This window comes from Acinetobacter genomosp. 15BJ, assembly GCF_000400715.1.
In the GTDB taxonomy this organism is placed as follows: Bacteria; Pseudomonadota; Gammaproteobacteria; order Pseudomonadales; family Moraxellaceae; genus Acinetobacter.
Genome location: NZ_KE007347.1, coordinates 1836995 through 1855593, shown reverse-complemented (window position 1 = coordinate 1855593; position 18599 = coordinate 1836995). Strand labels below are relative to the sequence as shown.

The following is an 18599-nucleotide window of genomic DNA, read 5'->3' as shown; positions in this document are numbered from 1 at the left end:
AGCCCAGTATGTTGACTGGGCTTTTTTATTTAAGAATGTTCACTCATGTTTATTTCGGGTTTCGCTCGGCTTTTCCCCAAACTCATCTTTATATTCCTGAGCGAAACGGCTGAGGTGATTAAAGCCCCAGTCATAGGCAAGTTTGGAGATGGAAATCTTTTGATGCTTGGTGGCATTGCTTAATATTTTATAAATTTGTTGTAGGCGATATTTACGCAGATAGGCCATCGGACTCAGGCCATAATACTGCTGAAACTCGGCATAGAGTTTGGATTTAGACACACCTGCCAAGAGGTGCAGGCTTTCGGCATTGAAGGCTTCATGGGCATGCTGAATGATAAAGTTTTTTACTTTGCGCAGATAGGCTGGCTCAGCTCGGTTGCAGCGTTCATGCAGCGCCGCAGAATAATTATTTTCCTGAGACAGCAGCAGGGCCTTAATCACAAAATTTTCATAGTCTTCGGAAAACATGGGTAGGCCAGAAAAGTCGGCATAATGCGATTTCAACTGCAAGAAATTTTCAATATTGTGCCACCATGCCTGCATCAAGCCAGTCATCGACAAGGAGATTTCAGGGTTAAATACGATGGCTTCTTCAATCGGTTGATTCAATAGTTCAGACAGTACCAGTTGCAGGCTATTTTCAGGAATCACCACCTGAAATTTTTGACAGTCCTGATTGATGACCAAATCCTGTAAGTCCTGATTGGAGACAATCAAACCAGTTTGTGCATCGGATTGGTATTTTGCGCCACGGATACTGAGTGTTTGTTTGCCATGAAAGGGCAGGCTGATGCTATAGGCTTTTAGGTTGGCAATATTGATGGCGACATTGGCGCCATAGCTAATGGTTCCGATCGCCATTTTTTTATGCGGTAAACGAATCCCGTCATAATGAAAATCGAGTGTTTCTCGACATAGGGTATCCAAGCGGTGTTCACCACAGATCATTGACATCAGATCTTGAGCAAAATCGGCCTGATGAGAATGATGGATAAGATCCATATTTTGGCTGAGTGATGTCATCGTCCTTTCACCTAGCTAAGTGTTTGTTGTTTTAGCAGCAAGAAAAATGCCATTCTGATCCATAAATGACCGTGCTTTTCTCGTGAGGAAAAATAAATTGCCACGCAAAAATATTCTTTCAGCTAAGTTCATTAGAACAAATTCAGCCAAATACACAAGCTTATTCCACATATATCTTCATGCTTTATAGGTATGTTAAGCATCGTTGTATTAGAGGGGATTACGAAGATCACTCGCTTAGAATGCAAACTTTAAGTTGCTTATCAGCATTAAAATATCAATTTATAAGAATTGAACGCATCAGTTATTTTTTTTATTCTCGCGATATGATTTTTTGCCGTTAAAATGCGAAATGGTTTTTTTCTTATTTTTCATTTTTTGGTTTTTTAACATTCAGTTAAGTTTTCAAAATTAAACTGATCGGCTGATTAAACCAAAAGTTAAAAATCTCTTTAATTTTCAGGAATAACTTATGACTGACGCTCAAGCCAACCTACAGGATGCTGCTTCAGATTCGGCATCAGATGATGCAATGAAAGCAAAACGTAAAAAATTCCTTGGATTTTTCGCACTCATTCTGATTCTCGCTGCAATTCTGTATGGCATTTGGGCGTTATTCTTTAATCATTCGGTCAGTACAGACAATGCTTATGTCGGCGCAGAAACTGCACAAATTACCTCAATGGTCAGTGGGCAAGTGGCTGAAGTATTGGTCAAAGAGACCCAACAGGTCAAACAAGGCGATGTATTGGTACGTATTGATGAACGTGATGCCAAGATTCAACTGGCACAGGCACAGGCAGAACTTGCTAAAGCGCAACGTCAATACAAGCAAAGCCAAGCCAATAGCAGCTCTTTAAATTCTCAGGTTGTCGTTCGTAATGATGAAATCACCAGTGCACAGGCACAAGTGACCAAAGCTCAAGCCGATTATGATCGTGCTGCATTGGAATTGAATCGTCGTAATGAACTGGCTGCATCGGGTGCAATTTCCAAAGAGGAATTAAGCAAGGCACAAAGTGCGGTTTCGACGGCAAAAGCAAGTCTGGATTTGGCTCAAGCAGGATTGGCACAAGCGACCTCAAGCCGTAAAGCGGCTGAAAGTACCTATGCTGCTAACGAAGCCTTGATTCAAGGCGTCAATGAAGCATCTACTCCTGACGTTTTAGTTGCAAAAGCGCATGTGGAACAAGCGGCATTGGATTTAGAACGTACAGTGATTCGTGCGCCTGTTGATGGTGTCATCGTGCGCCGTAATATTCAGATTGGGCAACGGGTTGCGCCTGGCACAGTGATGATGTCGGTGGTGCCTGTCTCTGCACTGTATGTCGATGCCAACTACAAAGAAAGCCAATTGGCGAAAGTCAAAGCAGGGCAGAAAGTGACTTTACGCTCTGACTTATATGGTGATGACGTGGTTTATCACGGTACAGTACAAGGTTTCTCAGGCGGTACAGGTGCAGCATTTGCCTTGATTCCTGCGCAAAATGCCACAGGGAACTGGATTAAAGTGGTACAGCGTTTACCTGTGCGTATCAGCCTTGATCCGAAAGAACTTGCAGAACATCCATTGCGTGTTGGGTTGTCGATGCAAGCGGATATTGATCTCGCATCGAAGTAATCAGCCATGAAAACGCAAAATCCATTTGCAGAACTTAGTGGCGGGCGCTTACTACTTGCCGCGTTTGTGATCGCCCTTTCAAATTTTATGGTGGTACTGGATACCACCATTGCCAACGTGTCTGTGCCTCATATTACAGGGAACCTTGCTGTTTCTAGTTCTCAAGGCACATGGGTCATTACTTCTTATGCCGTTGCAGAAGCGATTTGCGTACCTTTAACAGGGTGGCTCGCAGGACGCTTTGGCACAGTCCGCGTGTTTGTTTTTGGTCTGATTGGCTTTACCATCTTTTCTTTCCTGTGTGGTCTAGCGACTTCCTTGGAAATGCTGGTGTTTTTCCGTATTGGACAAGGTCTTTGTGGCGGGCCATTGATGCCACTGAGCCAAACGCTATTGATGCGGATTTTCCCACCTGAAAAGCATGCACAAGCGATGGGGCTCTGGGCGATGACCACGGTGATTGGACCAATTCTTGGACCGATCCTTGGTGGACTCATCAGTGACAATCTATCTTGGCACTGGATTTTCTTTATCAATATTCCTGTGGGTATTTTCTGTGTTTTAGCCGCGATACGGTTGTTGTCTGTGGCTGAAACCAAAACGGAAAAACTGCGGATTGATGCAATTGGTCTAGGCCTGTTAGTACTTTGGATTGGCGCACTACAATTGATGCTCGATCTGGGACACGAACGCGACTGGTTTAATAGCAGCAGTATTATCATGCTGGCTTTGATTGCTGTAGTTGGCTTTATTGTATTTATGATCTGGGAGCTGACCGAAAAGCATCCCGTGGTCAATTTGTATGTGTTCCGACATCGGGGCTTCGCCGTGTCAGTATTGGCGCTGGCCTTTGGTTTTGGTTCCTTCTTTGGCAGTATTGTACTGATTCCACAGTGGCTGCAGATCAATTTGGGCTATACCGCTACATGGGCAGGTTATCTCACCGCGACTATGGGCTTCGGTAGCCTGACCATGTCGCCAATTGTGGCGAAGCTGTCGACCAAATACGACCCGCGTGCACTGGCTAGTTTTGGTTTGGCGTTGTTGGGTGTTGTGACTTTAATGCGTGCCTTCTGGGTCACCGATGCAGACTTTATGTCTTTAGCTTGGCCACAAATCTTGCAAGGTTTTGCGGTGCCATTCTTCTTTATACCATTGTCAAATATTGCAATGGGCTCTGTTTTGCCACAGGAAATGGCATCGGCTGCAGGCTTGATGAACTTCTTGAGAACCATGGCAGGGGCGATTGGCGCTTCAATTGCCGTGACGATCTGGGATGATCATGCCAAAGTGGCACGCAGTGAAATGGTGAATAACTTACATCCACAAGAAGTACAAAATACCTTATTACAGAATGGATTCTCTTCTGATGCGACTTTAGCAACGATTGCTAATCTGGTGGATAAAGAGGCGATTACCATGTCTGCCAATCATGTATTTATGTTGTTGGCGATAGTGTTTGTGTTTGCCAGTGCTTTGATTTGGATGAGTCCAAAGCCGAAACCTGTGGCTGGTGGGCCTGCACCACATTAACCTGAATGCGGGACTTGAAAATGCAAGTTTCGCAACAATATAGGCTTATAAGCGCATATTTTGCTCGATGCTTAGAAATTAACATTTAAATTCTAGTCATTTATGCTATGATTGTGCAGTACTTTGGGGATGTTCCTGGCTTCGACGCTGGTGATGAAACTCATAGATGCATGCCGAGAGCGCATTTCCTCTCGTAAATCAAATTTGCATTTTTTAGTCGCAAACGACGAATCATACGCTCTAGCTGCCTAAGGGCAGCTTGTCCGCCTCTCTGAATACTTGTGGTTAGAGAGTCCGACTGAAGCGCACGCACACAAGTCCGTATAAAGCCAAGCCTCGGGGCTTTGTACTAAACTTAGAGGATCGCGATTTGTACCCTGTTCGTCGGGTCACAAAGAGTTAAAACAGTAGACGATATCTAAGCATGTAGTATTCTCGAGCGTAGTGCTGGCGGACGCGGGTTCGACTCCCGCCATCTCCACCAAAATATTATTCGGGATTGTTCGATCCGATGTGAAAAAGCCTTTAAGTTCAATACTTAAAGGCTTTTTTATTTGCTTGTTTGTCCGATATCATCCGACTTGATTTGACCTTATTTTTGCCTTTTAAGGGTCAAAATTGGGACAATTTGACCCACAAGATTCAAAATGAGTGGGGCAGGAAAAATGGCGCTAACTGATGTGGAATGCAAAAAGGCATTACCTAAAGAAAAGCAATATCGATTATCAGATTCTAATGGGTTGTCACTCATCATTGATCCCAAAGGGGGTAAATATTGGGCGCTTCGACTTACGGTTGATGGGCAAAGAAAATCTAAAGCATTAGGGCAGTATCCTGAACTAAGTTTGAAAAAAGCTCGTGAAATTGCTTTAGATATAAAATATAAATTTTCTCGTGTAGAGGCGGTTGATGAGTTAAAACCACTTTTTAAAGAGGTGGCTGAAGACTGGTTTGAGAACCAAAGAGAGACTTGGTCATCCAAACATATCAGTAATGTGCGAGCATCTTTAGATGAGCTTTATATTGCTCTGGCCAATAAACGTATTAATCAAATTCAAGCACCTGATATATTGCAGATAATCAAAAAGATCGAAGCTAGAGGCTCATTAGAGGTGGCTAAGCGTACTTTGTCACGTTGTGGTATGGTTATGAAATATGCCATAGCTCATGGCTATAGATACGATAATCCAGCAAGTGATTTGGTCTATGCACTCAAGAATAAAAAAGTGAAGAACTTAGCTTCATTATCAGAAAGCGAAATGCCTGAATTCCTTAGACGCATCAAAACCTATCCAGCAGATGCTCAAACCCATCATGCAATTATTCTGATCATGCTTACTGGCGTTCGAGTAAGTGAATTACTGCAAGCGCATTGGGATGAATTTGATCTAGATGAGCGTAAATGGGACATCCCTGCTGAGCGTATGAAGAACGGTTTACCCCATCGTGTACCCTTAACAGACATGATGATCGATGAGCTTCAGGCATTGCGTCTGACACATAATCAAGATCTGTTATTTCCACACCGACTAAATAACAATCAAGCTATGCGCAGCGAGTCAATCTTGGCTGTAATTAAACGTTCAGGCTATGCTGGACGAATGACTACACATGGATTTAGATCTTTATTTAGTACCGTGGTGAATGAATCTAATTTATTCAATCCTGATGCGATTGAACGTCAGCTTGCACATGTACCTCAAAATCGTATTCGTGCTGCTTATAACCGAGCACAGTATTGGGAAGAGCGAGTGAAGATAATGGAGTGGTATGGAGAGCAGGTAAAAAAATGGCTAGCTTAAAACTATGTGAATAATGCAATAATATTTTAAAAATATAGCCTAAGCAAAAAATCTTCTCTGATTTTTGTTTAGGCTTTTTTTCTGCCTAAAATTTCTCGGCCTTAGTTTTTTAAACTTTTATCATTTATTAATGATTATCATTATCTTGTTTTATACCGTGCTTTATCCTCAAAATCACCTTTTTTATTTTATAATTTTGACTAAGTGAAAATAGGTGTGTTTTTTATAAACAAGATTTATGTAGTATATAGCTTATAGAATAAAAATGGCTGATTTATGGGTATGGAACTTACTAAAATTGACGTGGATAGAAGAATCAGAGACATTGCTGAGGTTTTGAGAATCTTCCTTCAGCTACATGGGAGGGAGGTCAACTCTGAAGTTATTTTTGCATTGGATGCATTTTATGAACTTGCCTTACGCCGACAGTTTGGTGAGGAAATACCAGATAAAAGACAAAAACATTTAATAGATTTTATTAAAAAATTATTTGATCCAGAACGTAATGATGTTGCTCAATTGGATTATATCAAGCAACATTACCAACAAATACTTTCAACAAATCCGTCTAGAGCAGATGATTCAATCTTCGGATTTCATCCATTCAGTACACGCTATCCCCAAGTTAATGCGCTTATTCTTTTACCTAAAAATTGGCGGATTTTTTTCAATGTTCTTGCACAAAACTTATCAAGGTTTTGGATGCATAGATACGCTTTTGATGGGAGTGAGGAGATATTAATTAGGCAATGGCTCAATAATTTTCCAGTGATGCTGGATGACACTTGGCTAGAAATGTATCGGAATCTTGAGTACTTCAAGGAAAGATTTGATCAATCCTATAACGAATCGAATAAAGTAAAGGTTTTATGTTTAAAACTTGGCTATTGTTTAGAATCCCCAATAGATCCAATAAGAATAAATGGTACGCAACTAGAATGGGCTAACGAGAGGAGCCTTCATCATCTAAACTTTTTTAGAAATGAGATTAAAAGTAATGAACGAATACTTACGAGCTTTTTAAAACTTGATTTTGGTTCACACTATGATTTTTCTGTATTTGGCATATTTGTCTTCAAAAACCAAAAAACAGAATCTATGGATAGTATAAAGAATGAGGTAGAAAAAATATGGGAAAAGACATACCTCAATCTCCGACCTTATGAGCAAAACACTCGCTTTTACGATGGGAAAGAGTATTCAACTCAAGAAATTCAAAGAAATAAATATCGAGAGTTGGTGTATAAGCCTTATTGTGAACGTATCATACATAACGTCAGGTCTGGTGTCATAGCTAAAGATACCGAGAAATATAATTTTTTCATCAGGACAACTTTAAATTATGTCATTAACTCTTCATCACTGTTTGAGTTGTGGATTGCAGGCAAAGAATGTAAGAAGTTTTTTTATTCTGAAAATGAGGGGCTTATATATAAACCACAGACCATAAAGCAAAACACCAAGCCCCCAAAAAAACCAAGAAATCGACCTGAACCTATCGTAGAAAAATTTGAATTTGGTTTGTGGAAATATTTTAAGTACATCAAGCTTAGAACGATAGAAGAAAAATCTATAAAGAATATTGAGTTTATTTATGGGAACTTACTAGATCGATATCCGCAGATAGATCCGCAGGTATGGCAGTATTTAATGGAATTGGAAGCATTTGTATATTTATTAGGAAAGTGGAAACAACTGCCTATAAATCCTGATAACACCTCTGCTAAGTCAAAGAAATATGATCGAGGTACTGACTTACAAAAGTTGTATATGATACTTTTTCAAAAGGTTGATGGGTCAAAACGGTTGCTAGAACGATTGCTCAGCTGTTATGGTTTGGTTTTTAGTCCATCTGTTTTAATTGCGTCTATCGCTTTATGTAAGATTCAAGTTGAGCTTAATTATCAGGAATTTTCTAAATCCTCAGACCCACAATTGATACGACTTTGTGCTGATATTCGGCAACTGCTTGATCAGCCCTTAAGCAATTTTACAAACGATTTAAGACACTATTTGGGACAGAACCGAATTGCTGAATTTAAAAATCATGTTCTCCCTAGTTTGAATCAGTATATCGAAACGCTACACCAAAGTGGTAAGAAAGCAAAAACCTTAAGCGCATTGATAAAATCAAATCAGGAACAGGCAAGTCGGGCCAAGAGTCAGTACGAAACTTATTGGACACAAAAAAAGGCATTTGCTGGGGAAAATATTTTTATTTCCTGTAAAGTGCAATGTGCCCATCTTGCATCAAATTTTAAGACCATTGATCATATTTTTAAAACGGCCATTGATAAACTGAATAAGGATACGTCGATACAACTTCTAGCATATTTGGGGTGTTGGGACATATTGGGTCATGCTGCTCAAATCAACTCGGCTAACATTACTTTTCTATTTTCGGTCTCTAAACGTGATATTGCTATGAAGATGGATTTCATTCAGCACTTTATGCAAAAGTTAGAATTTGTATGCAAAAAATATAACGACACCCAAACTGAAAGTGATGATCAAGTCTCAATAACACAAACGGAAGATCGTTTTTCAACTTTAGTTATCAGAAAACTTAAAGCAGGGCTTATGCAAGGGGAAGAAAAAGCCACGATTGATGCATGGTTCCATTATGTTAGTCAAAAGCCGTTATACCTGAAGATATTACTTGATGGTGAAATCAAGCGCGCAATCAAGGGATCATCAAACTACAAGGGACGAGTGAAAGCAAAAAATCTCAGCTAAAAAATTTAAACTCAAATCATGGTTTTTCATCATAATATAAGCGCGATGCCGTATATTTTTACGGCTTTGGGTTCATTGCATATGGTGTATATATTTATGATATATAAGTAATCTACATAGATAATCTAATTATTATAAGAGCTTAGTATTGTTAGAGACGAACCTACTGATCCTGATACAGCTATTACCAGATGACAGAGATCGTCACTCGGCCTAGCACTATGACCCCATTCGTAATGTAAAAAATTAGAGAAGTTCTCCTCCTATGACTTCAACATGTCATAGGAGAGTGAAGTGTTTAATCAAGATTATTCTGAATCAGATATTTCTTTTTGGTTCGATTACTTGTTATGTCGTTTCGAGAAGGACTTAGCTCGGCATGGTGCTAAGCGCTGGAATCATAAAGACTTGGTACGATTTCTTTCTAATACATCGTGGATTGAAGAAATTATTGGACAGCGAAATGAATGGTTATGGTTACTGAATTTGCCTGATCGAGAGTATTGCCCACGTATTACAATGTTTGCCAATTGCGTAGCCGACTACTTTGAACAGTACCCTGAACAGGATCGAAATATCGTACTACTTTCTCGTCCATTAAGTGCGATGCAGGAGATAATCTTTAACTTTGCCACTAAGTTATTTTCCTCTTCATACAGTCGCATTAAGTCTGACCGTGTTTATCAAGCAAAGCAAAGAAGGAAGGTCATTGTTGAGAAGCTACGAGAACTTTCAGCGCGTAAGTCCAGATTATTACCGTTTCGTTTTGAGTTGTACTATCTTAAAGCTTATGAAGATTCAGTGAGCAGTCTTGATCTCAGGACTCATCTTGAGCAATTTGTCAAAGAGATACATAAACCTGAACACTATGTACTGACTGAGCAAGATCGAGATAAAGTTGATTTAGAGATTTTGTTCTATGCAAGAGTGGTTGAGCAAGGCAAAGAATGCGGACATTTCCATATTCATTTTATGGTGATCCTTGATGGGAAACATTTACAAACCCCTTATCGATTCCATCAAGGGGCTGCAAATATTTGGCATCGGGTTACTGAGGGTAAGGGTTATTTATCCGTCCAACGCAAAGAGAACATTCGTTATCCTATTCAGCAGCACATCAATGGTCAGGTCATTGATCGGGCAGATACAGGGCGTATGAATATATTGTTCAATTATGTGGCTCCATACCTCACCAAAATAGGGATCGACAGTGAGCATCAATATTTGCGTATTAAGCCACGTGGTTTTGAAGCCTATGCCTGTAGCCACTTTAGGTATAACAAGGTGAAGTAAGTCGCTTCTAGTCACTAGGCTGAGTGATGGTCAGAATCAAGAAAAATTAAAAAATACGCCAAACACCTTCCTATGCAATTAAATCGCATAGGAGTTTTTGCAATGAGCTTTTACGAAGTCGAACATCAACATGCCACTCGTTTAGAACAAAATCTACAAGAGTTCTATCAACAAGCGCGTTTTGAGAAGTCAGCGTTAGATATGCAATATTGGCATGAGGTTTTTTTAGCTACATTGCCTGATTGGAAACCATTGATGCACTACAAAGAATTGGAATTCGATCTGTGGATTTCAATTCTAGCCTATTGTTATCACGCAACGTTGTGTGATCTCAAACTTGTGTACCTACCTAGTGAAGATGTTGAGCAGATCAAAGTTTTCATTGCATTATTGCTGGAAAAGTTACGGGTGGTATATACCAGTGTCCAATTCTTAGAAACGATAAATAAAGATAACGAAGAGCACGCAAAACGTATTCGTAAATGTGTTGAGCAGTATGAAGCAATTACCATACATCAACATCATCTCAATACGCTGAAATGCTATTTCACCTATCAGGCGGATCAAATCCCTTTAGTCTCGATTTGCGACGTTGCTCAGCATGTAAGTCTTTTTGAAAAAAGGATTCAGAATAGTGCTTTGATTCAAAATGGTTGTTTATTTCTTTATCGCAAAGTATTACGCATCCCTGAAACGAATCAGTATGTGTGTGCTTACTTTCTGACGTTTAACGGTAACGTGCTAAAACAAACAGAAATGCTTTGTCAGCAACTCAATCAGGAATGGCTGACAGTAACCCATGGCAATGGTTTGGTGCTCGATTCAAATTCGGATTTACCATGGGAAGAACGAGATGATAGCTTCCTTACCTTATTTGAGGGAATGGATGATATTCGTGATGATCTAGAAGGAATGAGACGAAATGAGTTTTACAGTGTAGATGATAAGGCGACACGGTTAAGAGTACGCCCTCGAAAATTTCAACAATTCTTAGCTAAGCCAGTCAAAGGCTTTAATTTTTAAAAGTATCTTTTAATCAATGGATACACTGCTTATCAAATCAACATCAATCAATTCGCTCAGCTTTGTCTGCTTGACGGCAGACAGAGTGGGGGCTATCCTTTCGATGCTGACCTACATCGTCAGCGGGTTTTGACAGACTCGAAATAACAAAGACAGTAGATAAAAGTTCTCTTTTATGTGCTGTGAACCCGTTCGTCCCCCTTTCTCTTTATGGTAGGACGTTAGGGGGACGCGCTTGCGCGTGCTGGTTTCTTTGTTTACCAGTCTGTCAACCCTCTTTCGTTCTACCACCATAATCAATTGACAGTGATTAGGTAGAACTTCTTTAATAAACAAAGGAGTCGCCCATGCGTCTACAATTCTTAATTTCCCGTTCCTCTACATACCTCAGTGCTGTGTGTCATTGTCATCGCTAGACTAATAACAGCATACGCAAAACAATAATTTTATCTGGGGTAAACAAATAAAGGATGAGCATCCTCTGTTTGACTGTGTGCTTGGATCATTTTACTGATCAGCCGTGGAAAGTTCATTTCCCTATGAATATTCACGCCTGAATAAAACACAGCACTCCAATAAAGAATCAAACAAGGATTGGCGCGATAGCCTTAAAGATGGCGAGCGTTCATTCAAAATAAAAGAGAATGATTCACCATGACAACGAAACTAAAGTATCTATCTCTATGTATCTTATTGGTCAGCTTGGCAGCATGTTCAAGTAAAGATAAGCACGAGAACAATCAAGCGGTAGAAAGCCAAACTCAAGAAAATACTGTGAGCCTTAATGCGATCAATGAAAAATCAGCCATTATTGTTGCCAAAGACAAATTGAGTCCAGACCAAAGTTGGCAGCAAGCAGAATCCAAAGTACTTTTTCCTGATCCTAAAATCTTTTATCCAAAGCAGTGGGAGTCTCTGGACTTCTCAGAAACTCCGAATGTGGTCAATGATTTTTCATTTCTGAAAGACTACGAACGAGTCAAAAGCTTACTTAATCTAAATCGAGATCAGATTTTTGTGATTGGAGACAAGGATCGAGATACAGAGGAAAATAATGTATTACTCGATTTGAGTACCGATGAATACTTTAAATATGCCAATAATCTAGCTATCAACTATGTACGCTATTTAAAGTCACCGAACATTCAGCCTAAGCAGGAATTTGAAAAAACGCAGGACTATGACAATCGAGTCAAACAGGCTCAACGAGACGCTGAAAATAACGCAATTGATTATGACGTGGAGCTTTTACAGAAAGCACTGAACCGAAGTGTAGAAGATATTAGCCTTGCGCTATCTAATCGTGCTTATCACTATGATCCTGATACAGAGCAATTATCTCTAGATTTAGAACAAGAAGATAAAAATGGTAGTTCAATCGTGGTCTCCAAAATCCTGATTAAAGCCCAGCCTGAATTAGCCAAATTGATTGTTGAAAACCTCACATTACTCAAGATGGGCTATGTTTTTAACTTCCATGACAATAAGTTAAATTTTGAAGGCGTATTTTTCTACTTCAATCAAATTAGCAAAGCCAACAGAAGCGGTGACCCCGTAGAAATGAGGGCGAATATTACCCCTGTATTTAAACCACTTGAGTTTAAGCAAAAAAGTGTCATGCATGCACTGCCAGCCAGTCCTGAAATCACTGAAAAGTTAGAGGCTACACCGTTTAAGGATTTACTTAAGTCTCCACTTTGGAATTTCAAATTTGGATTAGAAAACTACCTCTCACCTGAAGAGTTGATCAAGAAATATCAGAAGCAACAGGAACAAGAACAAGTTGTATCTGAGCCTGAGCAGGAAAGTAGTGCCTTATAAAGGGAATGGTCTGCTCAAGCAAAAATTGGAATGAGAATTTTATCAAAATAAAGAAATTTCAAATACATATTACCTCTATGAAGCATGAGCACGAAGCCACAACACCAAAATGTTTGGTGCTGCTCAATATCAAATCAAGGTAAATCCAATAAAGGAAATATTGTTGTGAATATACTTAAAAAATTAATGCTCTCTGCTGCTATCACACTACCGTTGACCTTATTAGGCTGTGGTACGTCAGGCTTCAATCCCGATCGCATGGAAGTCAATCTCAATACTGAATATAGCGAAGGAGGTTTATATAACCGAACCTATGTGATTTTAACCCTCCGTTCACTGGACTCTGAACCGATTACCTTAAATAAGGTTGATGTGAATAACGGACATTGTAGTTATACAGGTCGATACAATGATCCGATCAAGCTGCCTGCCTATTTCCAGATTGGACAGTCTCTACAGCTTTACCTCAGATGTTCTTACGATGCTGTGGTGAAGGTCGATATTGAGACTGATCAAGGTGCAGCAAGTTATAGCTTTAAGTAAGACACCGAGAGCATATACATCAACCATGCCCCAAGAGGCATGGTTTTTTTATGCCTGAATCAAAAGTTTCAAACATTCATATCTACTTACAGGACTTTCGTGATGAGCACCGTACATTGTCCTTATTGCCATTCTGAACAGGTGATTCTTAGAGAATCCCAACCGAATGGCCCACAGTATTTTGAAAAGATCCTCGATGCATTTTCACCATCCGCAATGGCCGCACTCGGTATCAAACTGGCAAAAGAAGCAGGTATTCCCCCTTATATCGGTGGGCTGATTGGAGTGGTGGTCGGTGGAACACTAGTCATGGTCAGTCAGCATTATTTCTATCGGTATTATAAATCTGCTCAACATTACTACTGTCTGCAATGCGGACAAGATTTTGCTGTAGCTGCTTAAGCTTCATTCAATTTTATTTTTAAACAACTTCACTTTTATAGAGGAATTATTCCTATGGCACATTTAGTTGAAAGCATGGCATTTGTAGGACAAACCCCTTGGCATGGCTTGGGCAATCAACTCACTCCAAACCAACCGATTGAGGTGTGGGCAAAGCAGGCTGGTATGGACTGGAGGATTGAATCCTCCGATGTCAGTTATATGGCCGAAAACCACAAACAACAAAATCTGATCTTGCCATATCAAGAACAACGGGTCTTATATCGTTCAGACACACATGAGCCTTTATCTGTGGTCAGCCAACGCTTTCAGGAAGTACAACCCATGGAAATCCTACACTTCTACAAAGACTTGACTGAACAATCTGGCTTCGAACTGGAAACAGCAGGAGTACTCAAAGGCGGTAAGAAATTCTGGGCATTGGCTAAGACAGGACAAAGCTCTGCTTTAAAAGGAAAAGATGTCAGCAATGGCTATATTCTATTAGCTACTGCTTGTGATGGTACACTTGCCACCACGGCTCAATTTACTTCTATCCGCGTGGTGTGTAACAACACTTTGGCGATTGCTCTACGTGGTCAACAGGGCAATTCAGGTGTGGTTAAAGTGCCGCATAGTACCAAGTTCGATGCCGAGAAAGTCAAACAGCAACTCGGTATTTCGGTTCGTGCATGGGATGAACACATGTATGAAATGAAACAACTGAGTCAGCGTAAGGTGACTCAACAGGAAGCGGCAGCCTACTTCGATGCGGTATTTAACAACACTAACTTGAGTGCGGTGGAACAGGATGAAAGTATTATTCAGTTCTATCAAAATGCTGCTATGCCAAATCAAGGCATCACCTCAGTAAGTAAAGCAGACAATAAAACTGAACCAAATGGACGAGCTATGTCTAAAGTTATGACCATGTTTAACGGACATGGACGTGGAGCAGAACTAAGTTCAGCCAAAGATACGGCCTATGGTTTACTTTGCGCCATTACTGAATTCACAGACCATGAACGCCGAGCGATGAGTACGGATCATCGACTTGATTCGGCTTGGTTTGGGGCAGGGGCAGCAATCAAGCAACGAGGTTTGGAACAGGCCCTCCGAATGGTGGCTTAGATCAGACATTCTAAAACTTCGAATCTATTAAGTTTGATTTAAGTCACCTCCATTAGCCTAAGCAAACTGTAACACCGTACAAGCAAAGCAACACCTTTAGCCGCACCCTCAGATGCGGCTTTTTTATGTTCAAAATTCAGTTTTTACGATTTTACTCTTACAGGAATAATTGCAATGAATAGCAATACTCAGATTCTGAACACGATAAGTCATCCACCCTTACAACCTTATGTACCAAACTTAAATCAACCCACTCAACAGGTTGAGTTGGGAACTCGCCCCAAACGTGACCGACCAAACAAACAGCCACGAAAGACCAAAGCTCTGACAGCGAAAAGACTCGCCAACACCAAGCAAATGAATTATCAGGAATGGCTAGAGGTCAGAAAACAAGGTATTGGCAGTAGTGATGCAGCAACGGCCTGTGGACTGAATCCTTATATGTCGATGCTGGAACTGTGGATGATCAAGACTGGTCGGATGCAGCAAAATATTGAGGATGAAAGTGCAGGATATGCTCCGTTGTACTGGGGTAAACAGCTAGAACCGTTGGTGGCTGAATACTACAGCATGCACACTAACAACAAGGTACGTCGGGTCAATGCAGTGCTACAACATCCCGATGAAGACAAACACTTTATGTTGGCGAACTTGGATTATGCCGTGGTGGGCAATGGCGAAGTTCAAATATTAGAGTGTAAAACTGTAGGGGAATATGGATCAAAACTATGGCGAGATGGTGTACCACTGTATGTCCTTTGCCAAGTTCAGCATCAACTGGCAGTGACAGGCAAACAGGCTGCACATATCTGTGCCTTGATCTGTGGGCATGAAACCAAAATCTATAAGGTGACGCGTAATGAAACGGTGATTCAGCACATCATTAATGCCGAACGCCATTTTTGGCAATGTGTAGAATCAGGAATTCCACCAAGTGTAGATGCCTCTGCCTCAGCAGCCAAGGCCTTGCAACAGCTCTACCCAGAGCAGACTCCATTAACAGTAGAAGACCTGACCCAGAATGAACAAGCCAACTACTTATTTAATCAACTGTTAGAGGAGCGACACAAAGTTGAACAACATCAACAATATTTTGATGAACTCAAACATCAACTACAAATGATGATGAAAGAAGCTGAGCGAGCGATATTTACAGGTGGTTCAGTAACTTGGAAAAAGTCACAGGACTCGATCAGCCTAGACAGCAAATCTCTACTTAAACAGCATCCTGAATATCTACAGCAGTTTCCACAAACCAAAGCAGGAACACGAAGATTTCAGATTTATCCAAACGGTGGATAAATCATCATCTATCCACAACCGGAAATCCCATGATCAAAAATCATGGGATTTTTTTATGTTCAATTTTTATTTAAAGGAAATCACAATGATTAAAGGCCTTGCAATTACACCGCCGATATTGGGTCGTATTAGTATTGGGAAAATTGTAGAAAAGAATGGCAAACGACTGCCTGAAAAAGATGATCAATTTACCATTACCAGTCAAATTCAAGGAAAAGATGGGTGGATTAAGCATCCCTTGGATGAACAACTACGTGCCAATGCACAAAACCAGAAACTCAGAACCATACCAGTCCGCATGATTTTTAATGATCCTGAACTGAATCTACGGGCAGAGTACAGCCTATTTGACCGACAAACAGGACGCTTAATCTGTTCAGGTAATGGAGACACTTGCCATCGACTCGGACAGAATGGCATTGAGCAACACACATGTCCATCCCCTGATCTCTGCCCACTGGCTCAAGGAGGACAGTGTAAGCCTTACGGCAGACTCTATGTAAATTTAGATGAATCCGATGAATTGGGTTCATTTATCTTTAGAACTACTGGTTTTAACAGTATCCGCACGTTAGCGGCACGGTTACGTTATTACAGTGCTGCATCAGGTGACCTGCTTTCATGTTTGCCATTGCAACTCACTCTGAGGGGGAAAAGTACCACTCAAAGCTACCGAACTCCCATTTACTACGTGGATTTAACTTTGAGGGATGATGTGAGTTTAAATGATGCTATCACTTCAGCTAAGGAGATCGATGAACAAAGTAAGGCAGCAGGATTTTATCAGGAAGCTTTAGATCATGTAGCACGTCAAGGCTATAGTAATACGATTTTTGAGGTGGGTGGTGAAGAGGGGCTGGATATTGTTGAGGAGTTTTACAATGAAGCATCTAAACCAGAGCAGCATCAGCAAACACAGAGCCTGGACCATGTGCAGGATATCCAGAAAGGTTTGCAGCAGTCGGTTCAAGCATTGAACTAGAAGAGCTTGGACAACATTGGACTGCGTAAAATTTTACTGGACTGGCCTATCATCTGAGCGATTACGCGCTCGCATCAATGATTAGGAGAAAACATCATGAATGCGTCGATCACAGGTCAAACTTTTCAGATGAATCAAATAATTAATATACATCAAGTTGTATTATTTGTTGGTGTTAGCCGTTCAACAATATATGAAATGATGGATGAAAATTCCCCTTATTTTGATCCAACGTTTCCAAAGAAAGTCTCGATCTCTCAAAAACGTATAGGGTGGTCTGCTTGGGAAATTAATGAATGGATTGAAGCTAAGTTAGCTAGTCGTGAATAAGGGAGCTGTGGCTCCCTATTTCTTTCAATTAAATTAATTTTTTTGATAAAAATATAATTTAGAGTTCTATCACAGATATAGGAAAATCAAAGTACAGCAATGGTAGATCTCATCCACTTATCATGCATTAATAAACAACAACTCCTAAATCATCTATGCGATGAGCAACGGAATAAACCACATCTTAAAAGTTTATTTCAGTTTTTAAATCATCTACACGATGACGAACTTTCACAACGACGAACCTTGCGTTCCAGTGTTTTTCTAAATCATCTACACGATGACGAACAGAGCTGAATACGACCCTTCCCCTGCATTAAATTTCTAAATCATCTATACGATGACGAACCGGGTAATGTTGAGCTTGATGCAATAGATGTATTTCTAAATCATCTATACGATGACGAACAAAGTGTGACTTTCTAATTGATTCTGCACTAGTTTCTAAATCATCTATACGATGACGAACCAATTAATCAGACTTGTAAACTCCTAGAGATTTTTCTAAATCATCTATACGATGACGAACGATTTAGATCCATTTTACCTAGCAAGTTTGCATTTCTAAATCATCTATACGATGACGAACGGTACTGATAGGTCTGCCATTCGCCTTTTCTTTTTCTAAATCATCTATACGATGACGAACTTAAGATACCATTGAAATCATTACGCTCTGGATTTCTAAATCATCTATACGATGACGAACCTATGACTCAACTGGCGTGGGTGCTGGTGTTGTTTCTAAATCATCTATACGATGACAAACTTCGATATTGATACGACCCGCATAATGTTCAGTTTCTAAATCATCTATACGATGACAAACCTTGCAATTGAGCCAAGCCAGCGGCCATAGATTTTCTAAATCATCTATACGATGACAAACAAAGCACCCTCACTGTGTTCTGCTAAAGTTTCTTTCTAAATCATCTATACGATGACAAACTCAAAGACCCTGAATTATATCGTCATGGTGATTTTCTAAATCATCTATACGATGACAAACGGAGGACGTTTGCAGTAAGTTGCACCGTTACATTTCTAAATCATCTATACGATGACAAACATAGAG

Annotated in this window: 14 protein-coding genes, 1 other RNA gene and 1 CRISPR repeat array; of the genes, 14 read left to right on the top strand and 1 reads right to left on the bottom strand. The window is 40.2% G+C overall.

The features are described from left to right. Window positions 1-39: 39 nt before the first annotated feature. Window positions 40-1026, bottom strand: a complete 987-nt coding sequence (locus F896_RS05655) for an AraC family transcriptional regulator (protein WP_016164462.1) — start codon at window positions 1024-1026, stop codon at window positions 40-42. A gap of 472 nt (window positions 1027-1498) precedes the next feature. Here F896_RS05655 and F896_RS05660 point away from each other — a divergent pair, with 472 nt between their 5' ends. From F896_RS05660 to F896_RS05720, 14 genes are all read left to right on the top strand, one after another. Continuing rightward, the gene (locus F896_RS05660; protein WP_016164461.1) at window positions 1499-2647 is read left to right on the top strand and encodes an HlyD family efflux transporter periplasmic adaptor subunit; all 1149 of its coding nucleotides are present in this window, start codon (window positions 1499-1501) and stop codon (window positions 2645-2647) included. A 6-nt stretch (window positions 2648-2653) separates the two neighbouring features. Further along, window positions 2654-4180, top strand: coding sequence for a DHA2 family efflux MFS transporter permease subunit (locus tag F896_RS05665; RefSeq protein WP_005190871.1), 1527 nt, complete (start codon window positions 2654-2656; stop codon window positions 4178-4180). A gap of 125 nt (window positions 4181-4305) precedes the next feature. Beyond that, window positions 4306-4664, top strand: a transfer-messenger RNA (tmRNA) gene (ssrA, locus tag F896_RS20510). A 181-nt stretch (window positions 4665-4845) separates the two neighbouring features. After that, entirely contained in the window at window positions 4846-5982 is a 1137-nt protein-coding gene (locus F896_RS05670) for a tyrosine-type recombinase/integrase (RefSeq protein ID WP_032882425.1), read from the top strand. A gap of 276 nt (window positions 5983-6258) precedes the next feature. Then, on the top strand, window positions 6259-8718 hold the full coding sequence (locus F896_RS05675) for a hypothetical protein (RefSeq protein ID WP_016164459.1): 2460 nt from the start codon (window positions 6259-6261) through the stop codon (window positions 8716-8718). 294 nt (window positions 8719-9012) lie between these two features. Further along, window positions 9013-10011: a hypothetical protein gene (locus F896_RS05680; protein WP_016164458.1), complete on the top strand. Its 999-nt coding sequence runs from the start codon at window positions 9013-9015 to the stop codon at window positions 10009-10011. A 102-nt stretch (window positions 10012-10113) separates the two neighbouring features. Further along, entirely contained in the window at window positions 10114-11034 is a 921-nt protein-coding gene (locus F896_RS05685) for a hypothetical protein (RefSeq protein WP_016164457.1), read from the top strand. 654 nt (window positions 11035-11688) lie between these two features. Continuing rightward, a complete protein-coding gene (locus F896_RS05690) occupies window positions 11689-12855 on the top strand; it encodes a hypothetical protein (protein WP_016164456.1) in 1167 nt (388 codons plus the stop codon). A gap of 165 nt (window positions 12856-13020) precedes the next feature. Continuing rightward, a complete protein-coding gene (locus tag F896_RS05695; protein ID WP_016164455.1) occupies window positions 13021-13398 on the top strand; it encodes a hypothetical protein in 378 nt (125 codons plus the stop codon). Window positions 13399-13500: 102 nt separating this feature from the next. Beyond that, window positions 13501-13800, top strand: a complete 300-nt coding sequence (locus F896_RS05700) for a hypothetical protein (RefSeq protein WP_016164454.1) — start codon at window positions 13501-13503, stop codon at window positions 13798-13800. 54 nt (window positions 13801-13854) lie between these two features. After that, the gene (locus F896_RS05705) at window positions 13855-14910 is read left to right on the top strand and encodes a DUF932 domain-containing protein (protein WP_016164453.1); all 1056 of its coding nucleotides are present in this window, start codon (window positions 13855-13857) and stop codon (window positions 14908-14910) included. A 174-nt stretch (window positions 14911-15084) separates the two neighbouring features. Continuing rightward, a complete protein-coding gene (locus tag F896_RS05710; RefSeq protein WP_016164452.1) occupies window positions 15085-16212 on the top strand; it encodes a YqaJ viral recombinase family nuclease in 1128 nt (375 codons plus the stop codon). Window positions 16213-16297: 85 nt separating this feature from the next. Continuing rightward, entirely contained in the window at window positions 16298-17194 is an 897-nt protein-coding gene (locus F896_RS05715) for a recombination directionality factor (RefSeq protein ID WP_016164451.1), read from the top strand. Between the two features lie 96 nt (window positions 17195-17290). Then, entirely contained in the window at window positions 17291-17524 is a 234-nt protein-coding gene (locus F896_RS05720) for a helix-turn-helix transcriptional regulator (RefSeq protein ID WP_016164450.1), read from the top strand. Between the two features lie 141 nt (window positions 17525-17665). Next, window positions 17666-18593: direct repeats of the CRISPR family, unit length 28 nt; unit sequence TTTCTAAATCATCTATACGATGACGAAC. Between the last annotated feature and the right edge of the window lie 6 nt (window positions 18594-18599).

Bases quoted from the DNA above. Each gene is read 5' to 3' on its own strand.
- F896_RS05660 (WP_016164461.1), top strand. From the start codon at position 1,499: ATGACTGACGCTCAAGCCAACCTACAGGATGCTGCTTCAGATTCGGCA.
- F896_RS05665 (WP_005190871.1), top strand. From the start codon at position 2,654: ATGAAAACGCAAAATCCATTTGCAGAACTTAGTGGCGGGCGCTTACTA.
- F896_RS05655 (WP_016164462.1), bottom strand. From the start codon at position 1,026: ATGACATCACTCAGCCAAAATATGGATCTTATCCATCATTCTCATCAG.
- F896_RS05700 (WP_016164454.1), top strand. From the start codon at position 13,501: ATGAGCACCGTACATTGTCCTTATTGCCATTCTGAACAGGTGATTCTT.
- F896_RS05690 (WP_016164456.1), top strand. From the start codon at position 11,689: ATGACAACGAAACTAAAGTATCTATCTCTATGTATCTTATTGGTCAGC.
- F896_RS05685 (WP_016164457.1), top strand. From the start codon at position 10,114: ATGAGCTTTTACGAAGTCGAACATCAACATGCCACTCGTTTAGAACAA.
- F896_RS05675 (WP_016164459.1), top strand. From the start codon at position 6,259: ATGGGTATGGAACTTACTAAAATTGACGTGGATAGAAGAATCAGAGAC.
- F896_RS05670 (WP_032882425.1), top strand. From the start codon at position 4,846: ATGGCGCTAACTGATGTGGAATGCAAAAAGGCATTACCTAAAGAAAAG.
- F896_RS05705 (WP_016164453.1), top strand. From the start codon at position 13,855: ATGGCACATTTAGTTGAAAGCATGGCATTTGTAGGACAAACCCCTTGG.
- F896_RS05715 (WP_016164451.1), top strand. From the start codon at position 16,298: ATGATTAAAGGCCTTGCAATTACACCGCCGATATTGGGTCGTATTAGT.
- F896_RS05710 (WP_016164452.1), top strand. From the start codon at position 15,085: ATGAATAGCAATACTCAGATTCTGAACACGATAAGTCATCCACCCTTA.
- F896_RS05720 (WP_016164450.1), top strand. From the start codon at position 17,291: ATGAATGCGTCGATCACAGGTCAAACTTTTCAGATGAATCAAATAATT.